Raw genomic sequence first — 19,921 nt, forward strand, 5'->3', positions numbered from 1 at the left:
GAACCTTTACATGCCTCACGCCTATTTCGTGACGGGCACTGATACCGAAGTCGGCAAGACCACCATCGCTGCCGCGCTGCTGCACGCCGCACGGCGCGCCGGGTTGAGCACGGCGGCGGCCAAGCCGGTGGCCTCCGGTTGCATCCTGACGAGCGAGGGGGTGCGCAATGACGATGCCTTGGCTTTGCTTGGTCAGTGCTCACTGGCGCTGCGCTATGAGGAGGTCAATCCGCTGGCTTTCGCCCCGGCCATTGCCCCGCATCTGGCGGCGCGTGAGGCGGGTGTAGTGCTGGACGTGGCCTGCTTGCAGGCCGCCGTCGGTGCGGTTTTGGCGCGTCGGGCGGATTTTACGTTGGTCGAAGGCGCAGGCGGCTGGCGCGTGCCGCTGAGTGGGCAGCAAACGCTGTCTGACCTGCCCGTGGCGCTGGATTTACCGGTGATTCTGGTGGTGGGGGTGCGTCTGGGCTGCATCAACCACGCCGTGCTCACTGCTGAAGCCATTGCCCGAGATGGATTGCGCCTGGCCGGTTGGGTCGCCAACGTGGTCGATCCGCAGACCTCGCGGCTTGATGACAACCTCGCCACGCTCGCCGAGCGCTTGGCGGCACCCTGTTTGGGGCGTGTGCCACGGTTGGCACAGGCCACGCCTGCCCTGGTCGCCGATTACCTTGATCTCAATGCTTTGCTCGCATCGTAATAAGCGGTAACCCGAGCATAGCGATTTGCCTGTACATTTTTTAGGCAGCTTCTGCTTCAATAGACAGCAGTGGCTTTTAAACCCGAGAGGGCGGTTACATGCAAATCTCTCCCAGTGCATTCAGTTCAGGCCTGAGCGGCATCCAGTCCGGGCAACGGCGTGTCGATCAGGCCGCTTTTGATATTGCCGGTAGCGGCCTGCCTCAGGCTCAGCAAACCAACCAGAGCAACCTGAATACTGCGCAAAATCAGGTCAACCCGACGCCGCAAAATGCGGATGCCAATAGTCCTGATCTCACCGAAAGCCTGGTTGCTCTACGTGTCGGTGAAAATGAAGTCCGTGCCAATGCCCGTGTCGTCGACACCGCCGACGAGGTTTTGGGCACTCTGATCGATACCCGCGCCTAATGCCGAGGGCCTAGCGCCTCGGCTTGGCCACGCCTTCTTGCGCGGAGGCGACACAGCATGCAGATCGGTTCCGGCACGTCCTATGTCCTTCCCACTCCGGTCTCTACATCGGCCCGCCCTCTCTCTGCCGACGTTTCTCCTGATCTGATCCGCTCTGACCTTGCTCCGGCTAGCCCGGCTCAGCAGGCGCCACGCGATGCCTCGACCTCTGCACGCAAGGAGCAGGGCGAACGGTCTTCAAGTGACAAGAGCGAGCAGGAGTTACGCCAGGAAGCGCTCGAAATTTCTGATTTGGCTCAGCGTGACCGTGAGGTGCGGACTCACGAGCAAGCGCACGCTGCCGTGGGTGGGCAGCATGCCGGTTCACCGACTTATCGCTTCGAACGCGGCCCCGATGGGCAGCGTTATGCGGTGTCTGGAGAGGTGGGAATCGACGCCAGTGCAATACCGGGTGATCCCGAGGCAACGCTGCAGAAAATGGAAATCGTCCGACGCGCGGCCCTGGCGCCTGCCGAGCCTTCAGCGCAAGACCTGAGCGTGGCTGCGATGGCTCAGGCGCAAGCGGCGCAGGCCAGAGCTGAGTTGGCGCAGGTGCGTGCCGATGAGCAAGGCAGCCAAGAGTCGGCAGCAACTGATGAGACCGATCAATCAGGAGCTGACAGCACTGCCCAGCAGGCTGCCGCGCCCCCTCCTAATCTTGATCTATACCGCCGAATGGGTGATTTGCAGGAGCCTGTCTCGCTTATCGACCAGGTCGCATGAACGTGCGGCTGGTCGGTGCTTGACAAGGAATAGGCGTAAACGTATGTTTCAAACGCCTGTTTGATCGCCTGCTCCTGACTCCGTGACCAGGCCGCCGGGATCGAGCCCGCACAGACCGCATGTGCGGTTACCTGACAACTTAGGACACCACCGCAGAGGTTATTCGCTATGCCTGACTACAAGGCCCCCTTGCGTGACATTCGTTTCGTTCGTGACGAGCTGCTGGGCTATGAAGCTCACTACCAGAGCCTGCCAGGTTGTCAGGACGCCACCCCGGATATGGTTGACGCCATCCTCGAAGAAGGCGCCAAGTTCTGTGAGCAGGTGCTGGCACCGCTGAACCGTGTGGGGGATACCGAAGGCTGCACCTGGAGCGAGTCGGGCGTGAAGACGCCGACCGGCTTCAAAGAGGCTTATCAGCAGTTCGTCGAAGGCGGCTGGCCGAGCCTGGCGCATGACGTCGATCACGGCGGTCAAGGTCTGCCGGAATCCCTCGGCCTGGCTATCAGTGAGATGGTCGGCTCGGCCAACTGGTCCTGGGGTATGTATCCGGGCCTGTCTCACGGTGCGATGAACACGCTGAGCGAGCACGGCACCGACGAGCAGAAGCACACCTACCTGACCAAGCTGGTGTCCGGCGAGTGGACCGGCACCATGTGCCTGACCGAACCGCATTGCGGCACCGACCTGGGCATGCTACGCACCAAGGCGGAACCGCAGGCCGACGGCAGTTACAAAGTCAGCGGCACCAAGATTTTCATTTCCGCAGGTGAGCACGACATGGCCGATAACATCGTCCATATCGTTCTGGCCCGCCTGCCCGATGCTCCGGCTGGCACCAAGGGTATCTCCCTGTTCATCGTGCCGAAGTTCCTGCCCAATGCCGACGGTGGTGTAGGCGAGCGCAACGCCGTGTCCTGTGGCTCCATCGAGCACAAGATGGGCATTCACGGTAATGCCACCTGTGTGATGAACTTCGACGGTGCGACCGGTTACCTGATCGGCCCGGCCAACAAAGGCCTGAACTGCATGTTCACCTTCATGAACACCGCTCGCCTGGGTACCGCGCTGCAAGGCCTGGCCCATGCCGAAGTCGGTTTCCAGGGGGGCATCAAGTACGCCCGTGAGCGTCTGCAGATGCGTTCGCTGACTGGCCCGAAAGCGCCGGACAAAGCCGCTGACCCGATCATCGTGCACCCTGACGTACGCCGCATGCTGCTGACCATGAAGGCCTTCGCCGAAGGTAACCGCGCCATGGTTTACTTCACCGCCAAGCAGGTGGACATCGTCAAGTACAGCCAGGATGAAGAGCAGAAGAAGGCTGCCGACGAACTGCTGGCGTTCCTGACGCCGATCGCCAAGGCCTTCATGACTGAAGTGGGCTTCGAGTCCGCCTCCCACGGCATGCAGATCTACGGTGGTCACGGCTTCATCAGCGAGTGGGGCATGGAGCAGAACCTGCGTGATTGCCGCATCTCCATGATGTACGAAGGCACCACCGGCGTTCAGGCGCTCGACCTGCTGGGCCGCAAGGTGCTGATGACTCAGGGTGGCGCGCTGAAGAACTTCACCAAGATCGTGCACAAGTTCTGCCAGGCCAACGAAGGCAACGACGCGGTTAAAGAGTTCGTCGAGCCGCTGGCCAAGCTGAACAAGGAGTGGGGCGACGTCACCATGAAGATCGGCATGGCGGCGATGAAGGACCGTGAGGAAGTCGGTGCCGCTTCGGTGGATTACCTGATGTACTCCGGCTACGCCTGCCTGGCCTACTTCTGGGCTGACATGGCGCGCCTGGCTGCCGAGAAGCTGGCCGCCGGTGAAGGCGATGCCGCGTTCTACAAGGCCAAGTTGCAGACCGCTCGCTTCTACTTCGCGCGCATCCTGCCGCGTACCCGCACGCATGTCGAATCCATGCTGTCGGGCGCCAACAACCTGATGGAGATGGACGAGGAGCATTTCGCTCTGGGCTTCTAAGCCCCTCAGGTTGACCGCGACGCCGCCCTTATGGGCGGCGTCGTCGTATTTGGCGGTGTCATTGAAGTGAATGTGGAGAGCGGTTGCTGTTTTATTGTGACCAAGCAGGCAGAATGCCTTCACCTTTTGCTCAGGATACTGCTGTGAAACGCCTGGCCAGCCTGCGGCTCAGTCACTTCCTTTCATCGCTGCCGTTTCTGTTCGGTGGTGTCGTGGCTGCACGTCTGCCGGCACTGAGCGAGTTCTTCGTCTCGCTGTTCAATGTACTGCCGACTCTGTTGTTGCTGCTGGGGGGCGCGTTTTGCCTGACCTATGGCCGTCAGCGTGAAGTGTTCCTGCTGTTGGTGCTTTATGTCGGCTACTTTCTGTTGGATATCCAGGTCGATCATTTCCGCGATAGCGGCCAAGTGCGCGAAGATGCCGCGCTGGTCTTCCATCTGATCTGCCTGTTGCTGCCCTTGCTCTACGCACTCTATGGCTGCTGGGAAGAGCGTTCGCACCTGGCGCAGGATCTCTTCGCCCGTGCCCTGGTGCTGCTGGCGGTCAGTGCGGTGGCTTCGAGCTTGGCGCGTCGCTACCCACAAGGTATTGCCGAATGGCTGGCGCAGATTCACTGGCCGTCGTTGCACGGTGCTTGGATGACGCTCGCGCAGTTGGTCTATCTGATTTTTTTGCTCGCCTTCGTTGCTTTACTGGTGCAGTACCTACGCCGTCCGCGCCCTTTACATGCCGCGCAATTGGTCGGGTTGGCCGGCCTTTTCTGGATGCTGCCGCAGGTGTTTATCCTGGCCAATGCTCTGCAGGTGATGAGCAGCATGGTGATGCTCATGCTGGTTGCTGCCGTGGCGCACGAGGCTTATCAGATGGCTTTTCGTGACGAGCTCACCGGGCTGCCTGGCAGGCGCGCCTTGAACGAGCGCCTGCAGCGGCTGGGGCGCGACTACGTGATTGCCATGGTCGATGTCGACCATTTCAAGAAATTCAACGACACCCACGGCCATGATGTTGGCGATCAGGTGCTGCGCCTGGTGGCCAGCCAGTTGCGCAAGGTTGGAGGTGGCGGCAAGGCCTATCGCTATGGTGGCGAGGAGTTCACTCTGTTATTCCCAGGCAAGAGCCTGGAGCATTGCCTGCCGCATATGGAGGCGGTGCGCTTGGCTATCGAGCACTACCATATGCAATTGCGTGACAAACAGAGCCGCCCGCAGGATGACCGTGAGGGTAAGCAGCGGCGCGGGGGCAGGGGCGCAAACGAGGTGTCGGTGACCGTGAGCATGGGCGTGGCCCAGCGCCAGGCTGAGCAGCGCAGCCCGCAGGAGGTCATCAAGCTTGCGGATAAGGCGCTCTACAGCGCCAAAGCCGCCGGGCGCAACTGTATCCGCAGCGCGGGGCTCCGCCGGGGCGCGGTGAAGGTCGCCAGCGACTGAGCCGACTTATGGCGGCGCATTCAGGCGGCCAACGATCATTGTTGCCTGTTCGTTCGCAGCGGTAGCGTGGGGCAACCTGACCGCTAGCGAACGGAGAACGACCATGCCCGAGTACAAGGCCCCGCTGCGCGACATGCGCTTTCTGATTGATGATGTGTTTGCCTTCCCCGCTCACTACGAGGCTCTCGGCGCCAGTGATGCGAGCCCCGATATGGTGGCGGCGATTCTGGAGGAGGGCGCCAAGTTCTGCGAACAGGTACTGGCTCCGCTCAATCGCAGCGGTGATGAAGAGGGCTGTCACTTCGACGGCGGCGTGGTCACCACGCCCAAGGGCTTCAAGGAGGCCTTCGCTCAATACGCCGAAGGTGGCTGGATGGGGTTGGCTGCCGACCCGCTTTACGGTGGTCAAGGGCTGCCCGAATCGCTCGGGCTGATCGTCAGCGAAATGGTCGCCTCGGCCAACCAGTCCTGGGCCATGTATCCGGGGCTGACTCACGGCGCCATGTCGGCGATCCACACCCACGGCAGCGAAGAACAGAAGCAGACCTACCTCACTCGCCTTACCGAAGGTCGCTGGACGGGCACCATGTGCCTGACCGAGCCGCACTGTGGCACTGATCTGGGTATCATCAAGACCCGCGCCGTGCCGCAGGCCGATGGCAGCTACGCGCTCAGCGGGACGAAGATCTTTATTTCTGCCGGTGAGCACGACATGAGCGAGAACATCGTGCATCTGGTGCTGGCCAAACTGCCCGACGCGCCTGCCGGTACCAAGGGCATTTCCTTGTTCATCGTGCCCAAGTTCCTGCCGCAGGGAGAGGGCGTTGGGGCGCGTAATGCAGTGAGCTGCGGCTCCATCGAGCACAAAATGGGCATCAAGGCATCGGCCACCTGTGTGATCAATTTCGATGGCGCCACCGGCTACCTGATCGGTGAAGCCAACAAGGGCTTGGCCTGTATGTTCACCATGATGAACCACGCACGCCTGGGCACCGGCATGCAGGGCCTCTGCCTGGGCGAAGCCAGCTATCAGGGTGCGCTGCGCTATGCCCGTGAACGCCTGCAGATGCGTTCGCTAACTGGCCCGAAAGCGCCGGATAAAGCCGCTGACCCGATCATCGTGCACCCGGATGTACGGCGCATGCTGCTGACCATGAAGGCTTTCAACGAAGGTAATCGCGCGCTGGCCTACTTCACCGCGCAACTGATTGATGTCGCCCACCACGCCGAGACGGCCGAAGCGCGCCAGGACGCCGAGAACCTGCTGGCCTTCCTCACGCCGATCTGCAAGGCCTTTATGACCGAAACCGGGCTGGAGGTCACCAACCATGGCATGCAGGTGTTCGGCGGGCATGGTTACATTCGGGAGTGGGGCATGGAGCAACTGGTGCGTGATTGCCGAATCGCGCCGATCTATGAGGGCACCAACGGCATTCAGGCGCTTGATCTGCTCGGGCGCAAGGTGCTGGGCAGTCAGGGCAAGCTGCTGATGGCCTTCACCCGCCTGGTGCACAAGTTCTGCGAAGCGCAAGCGGCGCATCCGCAACTGGCCGCGCAGGTGGCGCAACTGGCGATGTTGAACAGGCAGTGGGGCGAGTTGACCCAGCAGATCGGCATGGCTGCGATGCAAAACCCGGACGAAGTCGGTGCGGCATCCGTCGATTACCTGATGTACTCGGGCTACGTGACGCTGGCTTACTTCTGGCTGCGTATGGCCGTCGTCGCTCAGGAGAAAGTGACGGCGGGCGAGGACGATGGCTTCCATCAGGCCAAGCTGGTTACCTGCGCGTTCTACTTCCAGCGCATCCTGCCGCGCACCGAGGCGCATCGCCTGGCTATCGGTGCAGGCAGTGCCAGCACCATGCAACTGGCGGAGGATTGCTTCGCCTTCTGACCGGCGGTCATGCTTGTTAGGCCCGTCATTTGGCGGGCCTTTGCTTTTCAGGCGCCTACAGACTTCGTGTGAATTACTGGTCACAACACGACCCTATGTGTCTGAAATGTTGTTGGTCTAAACTCGGTGACCTATCGTCAGTACGTTTCCCCGAGGATGTGTCATGGCCGATTACAAAGCCCCCCTGCGCGACATGCGCTTCGTGCTCAATGAAGTCTTCGAAGTATCCAAGCTCTGGGCCGAGTTGCCGGCCCTGGCCGACGTGGTGGATGAAGAAACCGCCAACGCCATTCTGGAAGAGGCTGGCAAGGTCACCGCAGGCAGCATCGCGCCGCTGAACCGCAGCGGTGATGAAGAAGGCTGCTCCTGGGATAACGGCGTGGTGAAAACCCCAGCCGGTTTCCCCGAGGCTTACCGCACCTACGCCGAAGGTGGCTGGGTTGGTGTCGGTGGCGCGCCGGAGTTCGGCGGTATGGGCATGCCCAAGGTGATCGGCGCCCAGGTCGAGGAAATGGTCAACTCGGCCAGCCTGTCCTTTGGGCTGTACCCGATGCTGACCTCTGGCGCCTGCCTGTCGATCCTCAATCACGCCAGTGAAGACTTGAAGGCGCAGTACCTGCCGAATATGTATACCGGCGTCTGGGCTGGCTCCATGTGCCTGACTGAGCCGCACGCCGGCACTGACTTAGGCATCATCCGCACCAAGGCCGAGCCGCAGGCCGATGGCAGTTACAAGATCAGTGGCACCAAGATCTTCATTACTGGCGGCGAACACGATCTGACCGAGAACATCATTCACTTGGTGCTGGCCAAACTGCCCGACGCGCCTGCAGGGCCCAAGGGTATCTCGCTGTTTCTGGTGCCGAAGGTCATGGTCAATGCCGACGGCTCGCTGGGCGAGAAGAACGCCTTGGGCTGCGGCTCCATCGAGCACAAAATGGGCATCAAGGCTTCGGCCACCTGCGTGATGAACTTCGATGGCGCCACCGGCTACCTGATCGGTGAGGTCAACAAGGGCCTGGCGGCGATGTTCACCATGATGAATTACGAGCGCCTGGGCGTTGGCATCCAGGGCTTGTCACTTGGTGAGCGCAGCTACCAGAACGCCATCGAGTACGCCCGCGAGCGCATCCAGAGCCGTGCGCCGACCGGCCCAGTGGCCAAGGACAAAGCCGCCGACCCGATCATCGTGCACCCGGATGTGCGCCGCATGCTGCTGACCATGAAGGCGTTGAACGAGGGGGGGCGCGCCTTCTCCAGCTACGTTGCGATGCAGCTCGATACCGCCAAGTACAGCGAAGACAAAGCCACCGCGCAGCGTGCCGAGGAACTGGTGGCACTGCTGACGCCGGTGGCCAAGGCCTTCCTTACCGACATGGCGCTGGAAACCACCGTGCACGGCCAGCAGATTTTCGGCGGCCACGGTTTCATCCGCGAGTGGGGCCAAGAGCAGTTGGTGCGCGACTGCCGTATCACCCAGATCTACGAAGGTACCAACGGCATCCAGTCGCTGGATTTGATGGGGCGCAAGATCGTTGGCAGTGGTGGCAGCTACTACAAACACTTCGCCGACGAGATCAAAGCTTTCGTCGCCTCGGCTGATGCCTCGCTGAGTGAGTTCACTCAGCCGCTGGCGGCTGCCGTGGAAAGCCTCGATGGCTTGACGGCCTGGGTGCTTGATAGCGCCAAGGGCAATCCCAACGAAATCGGCGCCGCTTCGGTCGAGTACCTGCAGGCCTTCGGCTACACCGCCTATGCCTATATGTGGGCACTGATGGCGCGTGCGGCGCAGGGCAAGGAAGGGCAGGATGAGTTCTATGCCAGCAAGCTAGGCACCGCGCGTTTCTACTTCGCCCGCCTGCTGCCGCGCATTCATTCGCTGAGTGCATCGGTCAAAGCCGGTAGCGAGTCGCTTTATCTGCTGGATGCTGCGCAGTTCTGAGCGCTGTCGCTGTGTCCCCAACCCCGGCCTTCGCGCCGGGGTTTATGTTTCTTTGCATTCCCTCTACAAGGCGTTGATCTTTCTATATTCAGGGTCGGTGTTCCTGTCGACAGGTAGGGAGGCTGGCCGTGGGCTGATGCCTTCTTAATGTATATACATTGTGTTCTAGTCCTTCGTCGCCTGAGATGCCCTCTCCATAGCAGGCGCTGAGGAATTTCCTGTGATGCATGGTTTATCCGAGAGTGACGATCCAGATAGATGTCGCTTGACGTCCATCCGCTTCACTCATAATGTATATACAAATTGAGCCGGGAGAGTCCCATGCCGATGCAATCCACCTCGAAACAGCTCTGGCGCGATGTGCAGGTCTTCGATGGCCTGGCGCAGCTAGACGAGGTAATGAGCGTGCTGGTCGAAGGGGGGCGCATTGTCGGCCTGTGGCCGTCGCGTACCTTCGATGAGGCGTTGGCTCAGGGCGCCATCGAGGCCGGGCGCGGCGGTGTGCTGACGCCGGGGCTGGTCGACTGCCATACCCATCTGGTCTATGCCGGTAATCGCGCCGCTGAGTTCGAGCAGCGCCTGGAAGGTGTGAGTTACGAGCAAATTGCCCGTGCCGGTGGCGGTATCCTCAGCAGCGTGCGGGCTACCCGTGCTGCCAGCGAAGATGAACTGATCGCCGCCAGTCTGCCGCGCCTCGATGCGCTGCTGGCCGATGGCGTGACCACGGTGGAGATCAAGTCTGGTTATGGTCTGAGCGTCGAGGCTGAGCTGAAGATGCTGCGCGTGGCCCGCCGCCTGGGCGAGCTGCGCCCCGTGCGCGTGCGAACTACGCTGCTGGGCGCCCATGCTTTGCCGCCTGAATACGCCGGGCGCAGCGATGACTACGTGAGCCTGGTCTGCGACGAAATGATCCCGGCAGCGGCAGCCGAGAGGCTGGCCGATGCGGTGGATGTGTTCTGCGAAGGCATCGCCTTTTCCCCGGCGCAGTGCGAGCGCGTTTATCAGGCCGCCCAGGCCAATGGCCTGGCAATCAAGGCCCATGCCGAACAGTTGTCCAACCTGGGTGGCAGCGCCTTGGCCGCGCGTTACGGCGCGCTGTCGGCCGACCATATCGAATACCTGGACGAAGCCGGTGTTCGCGCCATGGCTGAGGCGGGCAGCGTGGCTGTGCTGTTGCCAGGCGCCTTCCATGTGCTGCGCGAAACCCAATTACCGCCTATCGAGTTGCTGCGCCAATACGGCGTGCCGATGGCTGTGGCCAGCGACGCCAACCCCGGCACTTCGCCGATCTGTATGCCGACGCTGATGGCCAATCTGGCCTGCACGTTGTTTCGCCTGACCCCGCGTGAAGCCCTGGCCGGTATGACCGCCCATGGCGCCCGTGCCCTTGGCTTGCCCGAGCTGGGCCGCATTGCCGTCGGCGCTCCCGCCGATTTGTGCCTGTGGGACATCCAGCAACCGGCTGAGCTGGCCTACGCGGTGCAGGCCGGGCGCCTGCGTCAGCGCGTCTTCGGCGGAATCATCAGCCATGTGCGCTGAGTCTCGCGTCATCCCTCTGGCCTGCCTCGCACAACTTCTGGGCTGGCTCTGACCGCCCACCTCGACCCGTTCCCACAGGAGCCCGCAACATGACCAAGTTCCGCGACACCGAAATCCGCGCCCCGCGCGGCAATACGCTGACCGCCAAGAGCTGGCTGACCGAAGCGCCGCTGCGCATGCTGATGAACAACCTCGACCCGGACGTGGCCGAGAACCCCAAGGAGCTGGTGGTGTACGGCGGCATCGGCCGCGCCGCGCGCAACTGGGAGTGCTATGACAAGATCGTCGAGAGCCTGACCAAGCTCAATGACGACGAGACCCTGCTGGTGCAGTCCGGCAAGCCGGTCGGCGTGTTCAAGACCCATAGCAACGCGCCGCGCGTGCTGATCGCCAACTCCAACCTGGTGCCGCACTGGGCGAGTTGGGAGCACTTCAACGAACTGGATGCCAAGGGCCTGGCCATGTACGGCCAGATGACCGCCGGTAGCTGGATCTACATTGGCAGCCAGGGCATCGTCCAGGGCACCTATGAAACCTTCGTCGAGGCCGGTCGCCAGCACTACGCGGGCAACCTCAAGGGCCGCTGGGTGCTCACCGCAGGCCTAGGCGGCATGGGCGGCGCCCAGCCGCTGGCTGCCACCCTGGCTGGCGCCTGCTCGCTGAACATTGAATGCCAGCAGAGCAGCATCGATTTCCGCCTGCGCAGCCGCTACGTCGATGAGCAGGCCACCGATCTGGACGACGCCCTGGCGCGCATCGCCAAGTACACCGCAGAAGGCAAGGCCATCTCCGTCGCCCTGCTGGGCAATGTCGCTGAGATTCTGCCGGAGCTGGTACGTCGTGGCGTGCGCCCGGACATGGTCACCGACCAGACCAGCGCTCACGACCCACTCAACGGCTACCTGCCAATTGGCTGGAGCTGGGCCGAATACAAAGATCGCGCCGCCACCGATCCGCAAGCAGTGGTCAAGGCCGCCAAACAGTCCATGGCCGTGCATGTGCAGGCCATGCTCGACTTCCAGAAGATGGGCGTGCCGACCTTCGACTACGGCAACAACATCCGCCAGATGGCGAAAGAAGAGGGCGTGGCCAACGCCTTCGACTTCCCCGGCTTCGTGCCCGCATATATTCGCCCGCTGTTCTGCCGTGGCATCGGCCCGTTCCGCTGGGCGGCGCTGTCTGGCAACCCCGAGGACATCTACAAGACCGACGCCAAGGTCAAGGAGCTGATCGCGGACGACGCCCATTTGCACCGCTGGCTGGACATGGCCCGCGAGCGTATCGCCTTCCAGGGCCTGCCCGCGCGTATCTGCTGGGTCGGCCTGGGCCAGCGCGCCAAGCTCGGTCTGGCGTTCAACGAAATGGTGCGCTCGGGCGAATTGAGTGCGCCCATCGTCATCGGCCGCGACCACCTCGACAGCGGCTCGGTGTCCAGCCCCAACCGCGAGACCGAAGCGATGCAGGATGGCTCCGATGCCGTGTCCGACTGGCCGCTGCTCAACGCCCTGCTCAACACCGCCAGCGGCGCCACCTGGGTGTCGCTGCACCATGGTGGCGGCGTGGGCATGGGCTTCTCCCAACACTCAGGCATGGTCATCGTCTGTGATGGCACCGACGAAGCCGCCGCGCGTATCGCCCGCGTGCTGACCAACGACCCCGGCACCGGGGTGATGCGTCACGCCGATGCCGGTTACCAGATCGCCATTGATTGCGCCCGCGAGCAGGGGTTGAACCTGCCGATGATCGGTTAAGACAAGTTCGACGCCGACCCGATGGGGCGGCGCTTCAATCACTGCACGTATCGCGACTTCAGCCATTATTCGGCTCTGGCTCGCCAGGCGCGAACTCACTCCGTGGAAGAACAGAACATGACCACCCTGAACCTGAAACCCGGCCAGCTAACCCTGGCCGACCTGCGCGCCGCCTACCAGGCCCCCGTGCACCTAACCCTGGACGCCAGCGCCCATGCGGCCATCGACGCCAGCGTCGCCTGCGTCAACCAGATCATCGCCGAGGGCCGCACCGCCTACGGCATCAACACCGGGTTTGGCCTGCTGGCCTCGACCCGTATCGCCAGCCATGACCTGGAAAAACTGCAACGCTCGTTGGTGCTGTCGCACGCTGCCGGTATCGGCGAGCCGCTGAGCGATGCCATGGTGCGGCTGATCATGCTGCTGAAGATCAACAGCCTGGCGCGCGGCTTCTCCGGTATCCGTCGGCAAGTAATCGAGGCGCTGATCGCCCTGGTCAATGCCGAGGTCTACCCGCACATTCCGCTGAAAGGCTCGGTCGGCGCCTCCGGCGACCTGGCGCCGCTGGCGCATATGTCGCTGGTGCTGCTCGGCGAAAGCCAGGCGCGGCATAAGGGCCAATGGCTGCCGGCCACTGAGGCACTGGCCATCGCCGGTCTGCAACCCATGACCCTGGCGGCCAAGGAGGGCCTGGCCCTGCTCAACGGCACCCAGGTGTCCACCGCCTACGCGCTGCGCGGCCTGTTCGAAGGTGAAGACCTGTACGCCGCCGCCAGCGTCTGTGGTGCGCTCAGCGTCGAGGCGCTGCTCGGTTCGCGCTCGCCCTTCGATGCACGCATCCATGCCGCGCGTGGTCAGCGCGGGCAGATCGACGCGGCAGCCGCCTTCCGTCACCTGCTCGGCGACAGCAGCGAGATCGGCCGCTCACACGCCGCCTGCGACAAGGTGCAGGATCCGTATTCCCTGCGCTGCCAGCCGCAGGTCATGGGCGCCTGCCTGACCCAACTGCGTCAGGCCGCCGAAGTGCTCGGCGTCGAGGCCAACGCGGTATCGGACAACCCACTGGTATTCGCCGCCGAAGGTGAGGTGATTTCCGGGGGCAACTTCCATGCAGAACCTGTCGCCATGGCCGCCGACAACATCGCCCTGGCCATCGCCGAGATCGGCTCGCTGTCCGAACGGCGGATTTCGCTGATGATGGACAAGCACATGTCGCAACTGCCGCCGTTTTTGGTGGCCAATGGCGGCGTTAATTCCGGCTTCATGATCGCCCAGGTCACGGCGGCGGCGCTGGCCAGCGACAACAAGGCCCTGGCTCATCCGCACAGCGTCGACAGCCTGCCCACCTCGGCCAACCAGGAAGACCACGTATCGATGGCGCCCAACGCCGGCAAACGCCTGTGGGACATGGCCGAGAACACCCGTGGGGTGCTCGCCGTGGAGTGGCTCGGCGCCTGCCAGGGCCTGGACTTCCGCGAAGGGCTGAAAAGTACCCCAGCGCTGGAGCAGGCGCGTCAGACACTGCGCGCCAAGGTGCCGTACTACGTCGAGGATCGCTTCTTCGCCCCGGACATCGCCGACGCCAACGCACTGCTCGCCGAGCGCGTGCTGACGCCGCTGCTGCCCGCTGGGATGCTGCCTTCGGTCGGCTGATCGACGTCGCCTGGATACGATCCTGGGGCTGCCGTTGCGCGCCCCCGGATTGCATCCGGGCTACGCTTCTACTGCCAGTTGCAGCGGTGGACGCTATCATCCGCGCAGCCGGTTTTTCCAAGGAGTTTTCGTGAGCAGCACCCCGCGCTACAAAGCCATCGAGGCATTTTTGCTGGAGCGCATTCAGAACGGTGCGTTTCCGGTTCATCACCAGATCCCGCCGGAAGAACAGCTCGCACGTGATTTCTCCGTCAGCCGCATGACCGCCAACAAGGCGATCCAGAATCTGGTGCAGAAGGGCTATCTGGTGCGCCAGGCTGGCTTGGGCACCTTCGTCACCGACCGCAAGGCCGAATCGCCGCTGCATGAGGTCATGAACATCGCCAGCGAAGTACGCGGGCGCGGCCACGCCTACGCCAACCGTGTGCTGCGCTGCGAAGCCATCGCTGCCGACGACGAGGTCGCCCTGCGCCTGGGCGTGCGTCTGGGCACCGAGGTGTTCCACAGCGTGCTGGTGCACCTGCAGGACGATCTGCCGATCCAGTTGGAGGATCGCTTCGTCAACCCGCGTTGGGTGCCGGATTACCTGCAGACTGACTTCAGCCAGCAGACGCCCAACGAAGTGCTGGTGGCGAGCTGCCCGATGTCGGATGTCGAGCATGTGGTCGAGGCGGTGCTGGTGGATGGCGATACTGCTGCACACCTGCAGATCGACCCGAGCATGGCCTGCCTGAGCGTGATTCGGCGCACTTGGTCCGATGATCACCTGATCAGTTACGCGCGTCTGATCCATCCCGGTGAGCGCTACAAACTGCGTTCTCTGCACAAACGCCGATAGCCTGTTTATCTCCGTGCTAGCGCGTTGTGAGCACTGCGTCATGCTGCAAAGGTGAAGGCGTCGTGGTTCGGCGCGATGTAAGCCATTGCTTACAAGTTGTCGCGATGATCGCCGCTTTCGAGCCATGCCGGACGGGCGTACTCTGCCGTCCATGGATTCAGCGCAGGAAGCGCATCGACGAAAAAGGACACACAGGACAGCCACCAGGACGGTGAGCAGATCAAGGATGTCAGGGCACAGTCTGCAGAACCCCGCTAACGCGGGGTTTTCTTTTTTGTGCGCGCGAAAAACATCAGGCCGCTGCTCGCTCGGTCATATGCCGTTCGAACCAATCCAGCGTTTCGCTCCATAGGCGCTGCGCCGCAGGGCGCACGCCATCGGCACCGCTCTGGCGCTGAGCGGTGCCGAGCGTTGGCTTAGCCGACGTGCTTGGCGACCCAGGCTGCGTAAGCATCGATGAACTTCTGCAGGAACGGCTTGATGCTGTCGCTGAGCACGCCGTTTTCATCGAAGAAGTTGCCGGCGCCGCCGAGGTAGGCTTCCGGTTGCTGCAGCATGTAGACGTCGAGGAATACCAGGCACTGACGCAGGTGATGGTTGGCGCCGAAGCCGCCGACGGCACCCGGCGAGCTGCTCAATAGTGCGCCGGGTTTGCCGCTGAAACCGCTCTGGCCGTAAGGGCGCGAGCCGACGTCGATGGCGTTTTTCAGGGCGCCGGGGATCGAGCGGTTGTACTCCGGGGTGATGAATAGCACGGCGTCGGCGGCCTTGAGCTTGTCGCGGAATGGCGCATAGCTGGCCGGTGCGCTGTCACCATCGGCGTCTTCGTTGTATAGCGGCAGGTCGCCGATCTCGACGATTTCCAGGTTCAGCGAGGCCGGTGCCAGCTCGGCCAGCGCAAGTGCCAGTTTGCGGTTGATGGAGGCCTTGCGCAGGCTACCGACCAGCACGGCGACGTTGTGAATTTTGCTCATGAGTCATCCTTGGGTGGGTGGAAAGTAGGCCGCTACTATAGACCTCTGTGACCGATGGGGGAGAGCGGCGTGCATCCAGACCATGGTATTCGCCGCACGCATCTGGAATAGTTGGGCGGCCAGCTTGCCAACTGGCGTTTGCTGGTCGCCCACAAGGCTTGCCCGGCAGGCGTGACACCGACACTTGCCGTGTCCCACCCGCATGCCGACCTGGCGTGCCAGGCGAGCCAACCGCTCGCCGCTGGATCCGCACCGCCGCGCCGGTGCCACAACGACAACACCAAGATCCACACAAGGACGCCCCCGATGAAACTCAAGCGACTCTTCTGCGCGCTCGCCGCTGGCGCTGCGCTGACTGCCCTGTGCGCCGCCGCGCAGGCGCGTGAATACTCCGTCTCCACCGTCCTTTCGGACGCCTTCCCCTGGGGCCAGGCCGCGCAAAAGTGGGCCGAACTGGTCAACGAACGCTCGCAAGGGCGCATCACCCTGCGCGTGTACCCCAACGCGCAACTGGTCGCCGGTGACCAGACCAAGGAGTTTTCCGCCATGCGCTCGGGGCTGATCGACATGGCCGTGGGCTCGACCATCAACTGGTCGCCGCAGGTGCCGGAACTCAACCTGTTCTCCCTGCCATTTTTGATGAAGAACGACGCCGACCTCGACGCCATCACCCAGGGGGAAGCGGGCAAGCTGGCCTTCGCTGCCATCGAGCAACGCGGCATCGTCCCGCTGGCCTGGGGCGAGAACGGCTTTCGGCAATTGTCCAACTCGGTCAAGCCGGTGCGCAGCCCAGCCGATCTGGTCGGCCTGAAGATTCGCGTGGTTGGCTCGCCGCTGTTTCAGGACACCTTCACCGCCCTCGGCGCCAACCCCACGCAAATGAGCTGGGCCGACGCCAAACCGGCGCTGACCACCGGCGCCGTGGATGGTCAGGAAAACCCGCTGTCGGTGTTCGACGTGGCGCGTGCCGATCAGGTGGGGCAGAAGTACCTGACCCTGTGGGACTACATGGCCGATCCGCTGGTATTTGCCGTCAACCAGCGCGTGTGGAAGTCCCTGCCCGAAGAAGATCGCGCGCTGCTCAGTCAGGCTGCCATCGACGCGGGCAAGTGGGAGATCGAACTGTCGCGCGGTGCGCAGGCCAAGCGCCTGGCCGACGTGCGTGAGCGCGGCGTGGAAGTGATCGAACTGAGCGACGCCGAGCGCGCCGCATTCGTCGAGGCCACGGCCAGCGTGCAGCAGAAGTGGGCACCGCGCATCGGCGACGCCCTGATGGACGCCGCGCGCAAGGCCGTAGCCCAGCCCTGATTCGTCAGGGCATATGGATGCTCCTAACCGGACGTTGTAGGAGCGCATTCATTCGCGATCGTGTTGCCTAGCCGGGGCGAGGATAGCCCCGGCTATTGAGGTTCTTATGAGCAAGCAAGTCGACGCGCCGCTGGAGCGCGTGCTCGCCACCCTGGCCCTGGTGATCATCAGCCTGATCAGCCTGGCCAACGTGGTGGTGCGTTATTTCACCGATGCTTCTTTCGCCTTCACCGAGGAAATCTCGGTGTTCCTGCTGGTCATCCTCACCTTTGCCGGTGCCTCGGTGGCCATGCGCAGCAACCGGCATATGCGTATCGGCCTGCTGGAGCGTATGTTCCCGCGCCTGCGCACGCCGCTGATCCTGCTGCAGTGGCTGGCCGGTGTGCTGGTGCTGGGGCTGGTGTGCTGGTACGGCGGGCAGTTCGCCTGGGAGGAATTTCAGTGGGATTCCGAATCGCCCGGCCTTGGCCTACCCAACTGGTGGTACGTGATCTGGCTGCCGATCCTGGCGCTGCTGGTGTTCGTGCGCCTGACCCAGATGACCGTCGATCGCCTGCGCGGGAGGATCAGCGATGAGCCCTGATCTGTGGCTGATCCTCAGCTTTATCGTGCTGCTGGCGCTCGGCGTGCCGGTGGCGTTCGCCCTTGGTCTGTCTGGCGCCATCGGCATCATCGCCGGTCTGTCGCCGGACATGCTCGCCACGCTCGGCACCAACACCTACAACGGCGTGGCCAAGTACCCGCTGATCGCCATTCCGCTGTTCATCCTCACCGGCCTGGTGTTCGAGAAAGCCGGTGTGGCGCTGAGATTGGTGCGTTTCGCCCAGGCGCTGATCGGCCCACGGCATGGTGGCCTGGCTCTGGTGGCGGTGCTGGTGTGCCTGATCATGGGCGGCATGAGCGGTTCCGGCCCGGCAGATGCCGCCGCCGTGGCCATGGTGATGCTGCCGAGCATGACCAAGGCCGGTTATCCCAAGCCGTTCTCCGCCACGCTGATTGCCGCGTCGGCTTCGACCGCGATTCTGATTCCGCCATCGATTGCGCTGATTCTCTACTCCATCGTGGTGCCGGGTGTGGATCTGCGCGCGCTGTTCGCCGCCGGTTTGTTCCCCGGCATCATTGCCGGTCTGGTGCTGTTGCTACCGGCCTGGCTGCTGTCGCGCCGCTATGGGTGGGAGAGCCCGGAAGAGGGCGAGCGCCCGGCCATCGGCGAGAGCTTCAAGCAAGCGCTGCCCGCGCTGTTCGCCCCGGTGCTGATCCTCGGCGGCCTGCGCAGTGGCCTGTTCACACCGACCGAAGCTGCCGTGGTCGGCGTGGCTTACGGCGTGGCGGTAGGCCTGTGGCTGACCCGTGAGCTGGACTGGCGCAGCCTCTGGCGCCTGTGCGGCGAGGCGGCGGTGATCTCCGGTGTGGTCATGCTGATCATCGCCCTGGCCGGCATCTTCGCCTGGGCGGGAACGATGCTCGGCACCTTCCGCCATCTGGCCGAATGGCTGATCTCGCTGTCGGACAACGGCTGGGTGCTGCTGGCGCTGGTAATGCTCGCTGTGCTGCTGGCCGGCATGCTGCTCGATGCCATCTCCATCTACCTGATCCTTATGCCGATCCTGATTCCGGTGATGCAGCATTTCGGCTGGAACCCGGTGTGGTTCGGCATCCTGCTGGCGATGAACATTGCCATCGGCCAGTTCACCCCGCCGGTGGCGATCAATCTGATGGTCACGGCAGAAGTCGCCAAGATCCGCCTGGAGCAAACCATCGGCTGGGCGGCGCTGTTCGTCGTGGTGATGTTCAGCGCGCTGATTCTGGTGGCGATCTTCCCCGAAATCGCCCTGTGGCTGCCGCGTGTGCTGGGCTATGCGGTGTAGGTGAATTGCGCCACGCGGGTTGACGGCGTGGCTACTGGTAGAGAGCTTTTATGCACTCAAGCGGGATGCTGCGGCGGGTGTGGACGGCATAACGTGGCGGGAATATGAGGGAAAGCTGCACGGTCGAGTGCATGAGTTGCACCGGGAGATACATACGTGCTCGTGACGGCCAAAAACGAAGCGCTGAGCGGACAACCTGACCGGTTTTGACTGGTCGGTGCGTTCAAAATCGGCAGAGGTCGAAGTCGGCCGGAAATGTCGGGCTATTTCAGACCATCCTTAGGTTTAATGCTGCAGATAGGCGCCTGATTGCATTTAAAGTATTTAATGATGCATAGCGCAAGAAAACATAACAACTGGTTCAAATCGCTCGCTGGGACGGGCTAAAGCCCGCCCCTTAACCAAACGTTATATGCTGATCTAGACATGAAGTACAAAAACATAAAATCAGCAATTCACAATTTTGGGCACAGCTTTGTAAGCTCAATGAACTATGTCGACCATGATTTCGTTGCCGACGAAATTGGGAGAATTCACAAGAAAGGCTACGACATTGAAATCAACTGGCTTACAAGGGAGTTCAGGCCCGCTCAGCTTGAGTCAGATAGAATAAAAAAATCAATTGGTTATTGGGGTGACAACCTAAAGAAACATTGTGCATCCCATAGTGTCAATCTGGAAAATCTATGTTCTTTATCGTTTGTCTGGCCGGCAGGTAAAAGTAAATACATGCTTGCCATTGACAACAAAGGCACAGAGCACAAAATTTACATCAATGAAGCGCAGTGATACGCATATAACAATTGGTTCAAACCGTTCGCTGCGCTCACTGGGACGGGCTAAAGCCCGCCCCTTAACCAAACGTTAGGCATAAATCACAGGAGTGC

Annotated in this window: 16 protein-coding genes; 15 read left to right on the plus strand and 1 reads right to left on the minus strand. The window is 62.4% G+C overall.

The window, feature by feature from the left end; all coding sequences use genetic code 11:
• Positions 1 to 10 precede the first annotated feature (10 nt).
• From bioD to hutC, 11 genes are all read left to right on the plus strand, one after another.
• On the plus strand, positions 11 to 697 hold the full coding sequence (gene bioD / locus AERO9A_RS05820; RefSeq protein WP_159970988.1) for a dethiobiotin synthase: 687 nt from the start codon (positions 11 to 13) through the stop codon (positions 695 to 697).
• Between the two features lie 98 nt (positions 698 to 795).
• Positions 796 to 1,104 carry a hypothetical protein gene (locus tag AERO9A_RS05825; protein WP_159970989.1) on the plus strand — a complete coding sequence of 103 codons (309 nt, stop codon included), beginning with the start codon at positions 796 to 798 and terminating at the stop codon, positions 1,102 to 1,104.
• Positions 1,105 to 1,161: 57 nt separating this feature from the next.
• Entirely contained in the window at positions 1,162 to 1,866 is a 705-nt protein-coding gene (locus AERO9A_RS05830; RefSeq protein ID WP_159970990.1) for a putative metalloprotease CJM1_0395 family protein, read from the plus strand.
• 168 nt (positions 1,867 to 2,034) lie between these two features.
• Positions 2,035 to 3,840 carry a phenylacyl-CoA dehydrogenase gene (locus AERO9A_RS05835; protein WP_159970991.1) on the plus strand — a complete coding sequence of 602 codons (1,806 nt, stop codon included), beginning with the start codon at positions 2,035 to 2,037 and terminating at the stop codon, positions 3,838 to 3,840.
• Positions 3,841 to 3,953: 113 nt separating this feature from the next.
• Positions 3,954 to 5,267, plus strand: coding sequence for a GGDEF domain-containing protein (locus AERO9A_RS05840; RefSeq protein WP_372239637.1), 1,314 nt, complete (start codon positions 3,954 to 3,956; stop codon positions 5,265 to 5,267).
• Between the two features lie 103 nt (positions 5,268 to 5,370).
• A complete protein-coding gene (locus tag AERO9A_RS05845) occupies positions 5,371 to 7,161 on the plus strand; it encodes an acyl-CoA dehydrogenase C-terminal domain-containing protein (RefSeq protein ID WP_159970993.1) in 1,791 nt (596 codons plus the stop codon).
• Between the two features lie 163 nt (positions 7,162 to 7,324).
• The gene (locus AERO9A_RS05850; RefSeq protein WP_159970994.1) at positions 7,325 to 9,103 is read left to right on the plus strand and encodes an acyl-CoA dehydrogenase C-terminal domain-containing protein; all 1,779 of its coding nucleotides are present in this window, start codon (positions 7,325 to 7,327) and stop codon (positions 9,101 to 9,103) included.
• Between the two features lie 321 nt (positions 9,104 to 9,424).
• Positions 9,425 to 10,642, plus strand: coding sequence for an imidazolonepropionase (gene hutI, locus AERO9A_RS05855; RefSeq protein WP_159970995.1), 1,218 nt, complete (start codon positions 9,425 to 9,427; stop codon positions 10,640 to 10,642).
• 89 nt (positions 10,643 to 10,731) lie between these two features.
• Entirely contained in the window at positions 10,732 to 12,393 is a 1,662-nt protein-coding gene (gene hutU / locus AERO9A_RS05860; protein WP_159970996.1) for a urocanate hydratase, read from the plus strand.
• A 117-nt stretch (positions 12,394 to 12,510) separates the two neighbouring features.
• Positions 12,511 to 14,046, plus strand: a complete 1,536-nt coding sequence (gene hutH / locus AERO9A_RS05865) for a histidine ammonia-lyase (RefSeq protein ID WP_159970997.1) — start codon at positions 12,511 to 12,513, stop codon at positions 14,044 to 14,046.
• Positions 14,047 to 14,176: 130 nt separating this feature from the next.
• Positions 14,177 to 14,884 (plus strand): histidine utilization repressor, encoded by a 708-nt coding sequence (hutC, locus tag AERO9A_RS05870; protein ID WP_159970998.1) that lies wholly within the window; start codon positions 14,177 to 14,179, stop codon positions 14,882 to 14,884.
• Positions 14,885 to 15,300: 416 nt separating this feature from the next.
• On the opposite strand, the gene AERO9A_RS05875 is transcribed toward hutC, so the two are convergent.
• On the minus strand, positions 15,301 to 15,858 hold the full coding sequence (locus tag AERO9A_RS05875; protein ID WP_159970999.1) for an NADPH-dependent FMN reductase: 558 nt from the start codon (positions 15,856 to 15,858) through the stop codon (positions 15,301 to 15,303).
• Between the two features lie 306 nt (positions 15,859 to 16,164).
• Here AERO9A_RS05875 and AERO9A_RS05880 point away from each other — a divergent pair, with 306 nt between their 5' ends.
• The 4 genes from AERO9A_RS05880 to AERO9A_RS05895 all read left to right on the plus strand — a co-directional run bounded on the left by AERO9A_RS05880 (position 16,165) and on the right by AERO9A_RS05895 (position 19,823).
• Complete coding sequence (locus AERO9A_RS05880; protein WP_159971000.1) at positions 16,165 to 17,166, plus strand: DctP family TRAP transporter solute-binding subunit; 1,002 nt, start codon at positions 16,165 to 16,167, stop codon at positions 17,164 to 17,166.
• 106 nt (positions 17,167 to 17,272) lie between these two features.
• Entirely contained in the window at positions 17,273 to 17,749 is a 477-nt protein-coding gene (locus AERO9A_RS05885) for a TRAP transporter small permease (RefSeq protein WP_159971001.1), read from the plus strand.
• Positions 17,739 to 19,034 carry a TRAP transporter large permease gene (locus AERO9A_RS05890; protein ID WP_159971002.1) on the plus strand — a complete coding sequence of 432 codons (1,296 nt, stop codon included), beginning with the start codon at positions 17,739 to 17,741 and terminating at the stop codon, positions 19,032 to 19,034. The genes AERO9A_RS05885 and AERO9A_RS05890 overlap by 11 nt, the downstream gene beginning before the upstream one ends.
• Positions 19,035 to 19,460: 426 nt before the next feature.
• Complete coding sequence (locus tag AERO9A_RS05895; RefSeq protein ID WP_159971003.1) at positions 19,461 to 19,823, plus strand: hypothetical protein; 363 nt, start codon at positions 19,461 to 19,463, stop codon at positions 19,821 to 19,823.
• Positions 19,824 to 19,921: the final 98 nt, after the last annotated feature.

The organism is Pseudomonas sp. 8Z (assembly GCF_902506535.1).
Lineage (GTDB): Bacteria > Pseudomonadota > Gammaproteobacteria > Pseudomonadales > Pseudomonadaceae > Aquipseudomonas.

Coding starts and splice junctions, on each gene's coding strand:
- AERO9A_RS05830 (WP_159970990.1), top strand. CDS start 1,162: ATGCAGATCGGTTCCGGCACGTCCTATGTCCTTCCCACTCCGGTCTCT.
- hutU (WP_159970996.1), top strand. CDS start 10,732: ATGACCAAGTTCCGCGACACCGAAATCCGCGCCCCGCGCGGCAATACG.
- hutI (WP_159970995.1), top strand. CDS start 9,425: ATGCCGATGCAATCCACCTCGAAACAGCTCTGGCGCGATGTGCAGGTC.
- hutH (WP_159970997.1), top strand. CDS start 12,511: ATGACCACCCTGAACCTGAAACCCGGCCAGCTAACCCTGGCCGACCTG.
- bioD (WP_159970988.1), top strand. CDS start 11: ATGCCTCACGCCTATTTCGTGACGGGCACTGATACCGAAGTCGGCAAG.
- AERO9A_RS05895 (WP_159971003.1), top strand. CDS start 19,461: ATGAAGTACAAAAACATAAAATCAGCAATTCACAATTTTGGGCACAGC.
- AERO9A_RS05885 (WP_159971001.1), top strand. CDS start 17,273: ATGAGCAAGCAAGTCGACGCGCCGCTGGAGCGCGTGCTCGCCACCCTG.
- AERO9A_RS05890 (WP_159971002.1), top strand. CDS start 17,739: ATGAGCCCTGATCTGTGGCTGATCCTCAGCTTTATCGTGCTGCTGGCG.
- AERO9A_RS05845 (WP_159970993.1), top strand. CDS start 5,371: ATGCCCGAGTACAAGGCCCCGCTGCGCGACATGCGCTTTCTGATTGAT.
- AERO9A_RS05875 (WP_159970999.1), bottom strand. CDS start 15,858: ATGAGCAAAATTCACAACGTCGCCGTGCTGGTCGGTAGCCTGCGCAAG.
- AERO9A_RS05835 (WP_159970991.1), top strand. CDS start 2,035: ATGCCTGACTACAAGGCCCCCTTGCGTGACATTCGTTTCGTTCGTGAC.
- AERO9A_RS05850 (WP_159970994.1), top strand. CDS start 7,325: ATGGCCGATTACAAAGCCCCCCTGCGCGACATGCGCTTCGTGCTCAAT.
- AERO9A_RS05840 (WP_372239637.1), top strand. CDS start 3,954: ATGCCTTCACCTTTTGCTCAGGATACTGCTGTGAAACGCCTGGCCAGC.
- AERO9A_RS05880 (WP_159971000.1), top strand. CDS start 16,165: ATGAAACTCAAGCGACTCTTCTGCGCGCTCGCCGCTGGCGCTGCGCTG.
- AERO9A_RS05825 (WP_159970989.1), top strand. CDS start 796: ATGCAAATCTCTCCCAGTGCATTCAGTTCAGGCCTGAGCGGCATCCAG.